Source organism: Candidatus Symbiopectobacterium sp. NZEC135 (assembly GCF_025962695.1).
Genome location: NZ_JAGFPF010000160.1, coordinates 1 through 3369, shown reverse-complemented (window position 1 = coordinate 3369; position 3369 = coordinate 1). Strand labels below are relative to the sequence as shown.

Annotated in this window: 3 protein-coding genes and 1 pseudogene; all 4 read right to left on the bottom strand. The window is 50.4% G+C overall.

Translation table 11 applies throughout. The features are described from left to right. Positions 1-257 (bottom strand): Fe-only nitrogenase subunit delta (gene anfG / locus J5224_RS24225; protein WP_264627780.1); only part of this gene is annotated, 257 nt, incomplete at its 3' end. Beyond that, a complete protein-coding gene (gene anfD / locus J5224_RS24220; RefSeq protein ID WP_264627779.1) occupies positions 254-1825 on the bottom strand; it encodes a nitrogenase iron-iron protein, alpha chain in 1572 nt (523 codons plus the stop codon). The genes anfG and anfD, both read right to left, overlap by 4 nt. Before the next feature lie 67 nt (positions 1826-1892). Then, positions 1893-2720 carry a nitrogenase iron protein gene (gene nifH, locus J5224_RS24215; protein ID WP_264627778.1) on the bottom strand — a complete coding sequence of 276 codons (828 nt, stop codon included), beginning with the start codon at positions 2718-2720 and terminating at the stop codon, positions 1893-1895. A gap of 267 nt (positions 2721-2987) precedes the next feature. After that, positions 2988-3369, bottom strand: a pseudogene (locus tag J5224_RS24210) (glutamine amidotransferase); the annotation flags it as partial.

The window sequence follows — 3369 nt, the reverse complement described above, 5'->3', positions numbered from 1 at the left end:
GCAGTAGCGTCAGCGGGCATTTCCGCCAGCCAATCAAAGCGCTTGCGCCAGGTATCGGCCAGTACCACCGCATCCACCCAGTAGCAGCGATCGGCGGGCGTTGACAGATCCACCGCTTCACCGCACAGCAATTGCCGGGTTTTACCTAACACACCGGCGTTCTGCTTTTCCCGATCCCAGTTGCGGGAATGAAACTGCCACAGACAGTGCTTCATGATGTAATCCACCAGCGCTTCAACCTGTTGTTCCTGGGTCATACCGCCTCCTGTCGCTGCGGCCTGTCTTGGGAAAAATCGGGATATTCGCGCTGACGTAATTTAGTCACGCTGTCAAAGCCGCCGGTATACTCCCGCAAGTTGGGATCCTGGCGGATGTCTTCACTCAACGCGCTATCCGAGATAATGCGTGCCGTAGCAAAGCCGCGATCGGCAGGGATCGTATGTTCGCTGATATCCAGCATCGAGAGCTGATGAATTGGCGAATAAATGGCGTTGTAGATATCCCGCGCAAAGCGCACCCAGCCTTCAAACCCTTTGTAAGGACCGTTGTGATAAGCATGAGCATTGAGGTAGGGCACCCGGATTTTCTTCGCCACTTCACCGGGCCGTTTTCCGGTAAAGATCACATCCGGCTTCAGGGTATACATGGCTTCCAGTGACTCCAGTTCATTGGGATCATCAATCGCCAACGCCCCGGCTTCACAGCGGGCAATCCCTTTTTCCATATCGCCCTGATGACCAAATTTGGTATACACCGACACCACTTCCACGCCCATCTCTTCATGGATAACGTGCGCCCAGTGCCACAGCTTGGAACCTCCAGGCCACAGGCAGACTTTCTTCCCTTGCAAGCGCGCCTTATACCACTCCAGTTCGGGTTTCCAGCGGGCCACCTCTTCGTCGATAATGGCTTGTGCTCGGTCTTCAATGCCAAAAAACAAACCAATCTTGCGCAGCGAATCAGAGAGTGGGCCAAAACCAAAACCATCAATATCCAAACGAGGTATGCCGTAACGCACCCGTAACTCATTACAGATGTATTCCGCTGAACGGGCGCACTCCAGCACATTCAGGTGCGCTTTGTGCATCGCCCGCAGGTCATCATAGGAACCATTACCGGTAAAGGTAGAGAGCACCTGAATCCTCATGCGTTTGAAATAATCCGCCATCACTTCCTGATCGCCCTGAATGTTATATTCACCCACATAGTTGATGACATAATCACTGGTAATGGTGGGTTCAACCGTGCCCACTTTTTGGTTGATCCAGGCGATATTAATCTTGTGATGACCGCCAGACTGACTTGGCCCGGCAAACCCAGGGGAGTTGCAGACAAAAATATCGACATCGGGGCGCTCATCCATCACCTCCTGCGCGATTGCCGAAATATCATCGCCGATCAGCGCCGAGGCGCAGGTTTGATAGATAGTCATGCGTTTGATCGTGGGATGCGCATCAAAGGCTTCAATGATGTTCTTTTTCAGCACCTTCTCCGCGCCAAACACGATGTGTTTTTCTTTCATGTCGGTCGCGAAGGTATACTTCAGTTGGAAGTTATCGTTATCACTGATATAGCGCTTGGTCTGCCAGGTATCATAGGTGCACCCTACCGGGCCGTGACTGATGTGAATAACATCCTTCATCGGTGTGCCAATCACATGCTTGGCGCCACAGTAGGCACAACCGCGTTCTGAAATGGTGCCCGGAATGGTATTGAGATATCCCTGTGGCAATGCAGAAGTGATATCTTCACCCTCGCCTTTCAACACGGCATGTTGTTTACGTTCAGGAATGCATTTACTGCATTCAAACTCATGGTACGGCATAATTTCTCTCCCATAAGGGCAAGGCAGAATAACGGCGGCGAACAAGGAAATAGGGCAGAGCGCGGAATTAATCCATCATCCCGTATTTCACCACCATTTTTTCCAATTGATCCATGGACAACGGTGTCGGTATGACAAAGTCATCATTCTCGATAATTTTGCGCCCCAACTCTCGGTATTCCTGTGCCTGATTCGCTGCTGAATCAAATTCCGTAACCGTTTTCTTATTAAACTCAGCCTTCTGAACAATATTGTCACGCGGAACAAAATGAATCATTTTGGTACCAATGGCCGCGGTGAACTCCTCGATAAACTCCTTTTCACCATCCACATTCCGGCTATTACAAATAATGCCACCCAGCCGAACACCGCTCTGTTTGGCGTACTTCACCAACCCTTTGCAAATATTATTGGCGGCATAAATGGCCATCATTTCACCGGAAGCGACGATATACACTTCTTGTGCCTTGCCATCGCGAATCGGCATGGCAAACCCACCGCACACCACATCCCCCAGAACATCAAAGAAGATAAAATCCAGATCGTCGCTATACGCCTTGTTATCTTCCATCAGATCGATAGCGGTGATAACACCGCGTCCTGCACAGCCAACGCCAGGCTCTGGACCACCTGATTCCACGCAACGAATATCAAACACGCCGGTTTTCACCACCATCTCATTGGTAATTTTCTCGGCACCTTGATCGCGCAGCATATCCATTAATGTTTCTTGCGGTTTGCCCCCTAATATAAGGCGGGTCGAATCCGCTTTAGGATCGCAACCGTGAATAAAGACCTTTTTCCCATGGAAATAGGCCAAAGCGGCAGCCGTATTTTGTGTGGTGGTCGATTTACCGATCCCCCCTTTTCCATAAATAGCCAATTTACGCGTCATTATTTCTCTCCCATAAATAAAAGCATTGAGTAAGTGTCACTGGGTATGCCAGGAAGAAATTGCAAAACCGGGGCCACTCAGAGAAATAAAGGAGAAAAAGCACTAAAAGTGGCGACCGTTCTAAGTCTATCGGCTGAATTTATTACAGTTATTTTTTTATTGGCAGAAGGGATAATGCGATAAAAATGAGAGGCTGAAAAAGATGATATTCCCGCTGGCTGTTCATTAATGAACTTTTCACCAGCGAGATGTTCGGCAATGGAAATTTTAGGTGTACAGCTGATCCAGCCAGCGCGTCATCACCTGTTGTGCCGCCAGCGCCAACGACGCGGAAGCGTGCGCCGCCTGCTGGCGCAGTTCGCCCAATGAGAGCCCGGCTAATTCCAACTCACAAGCATGCCCAACCAACCATCCTTCCAGTCCGGTTTGGCTCACCTCTGGATGGAACTGAAGGCCAAGTGCATGTTTACCCACACTGAAGGCTTGATTATCGCATACCGCGCTGCCCGCCAGTCGTATCGCTGAATCAGGAATCTCAAAGCGATCGCCGTGCCAGTGCAAAACAGGAACACCCGATAGCGGAGCCAACACAGAGGCTTGTGGCGTCGATGCCAATTGAATGGGCCCATAGCCAATCTCTTTCCCCCCC

Bases quoted from the DNA above. Each gene is read 5' to 3' on its own strand.
- anfD (WP_264627779.1), bottom strand. From the start codon at position 1,825: ATGCCGTACCATGAGTTTGAATGCAGTAAATGCATTCCTGAACGTAAA.
- nifH (WP_264627778.1), bottom strand. From the start codon at position 2,720: ATGACGCGTAAATTGGCTATTTATGGAAAAGGGGGGATCGGTAAATCG.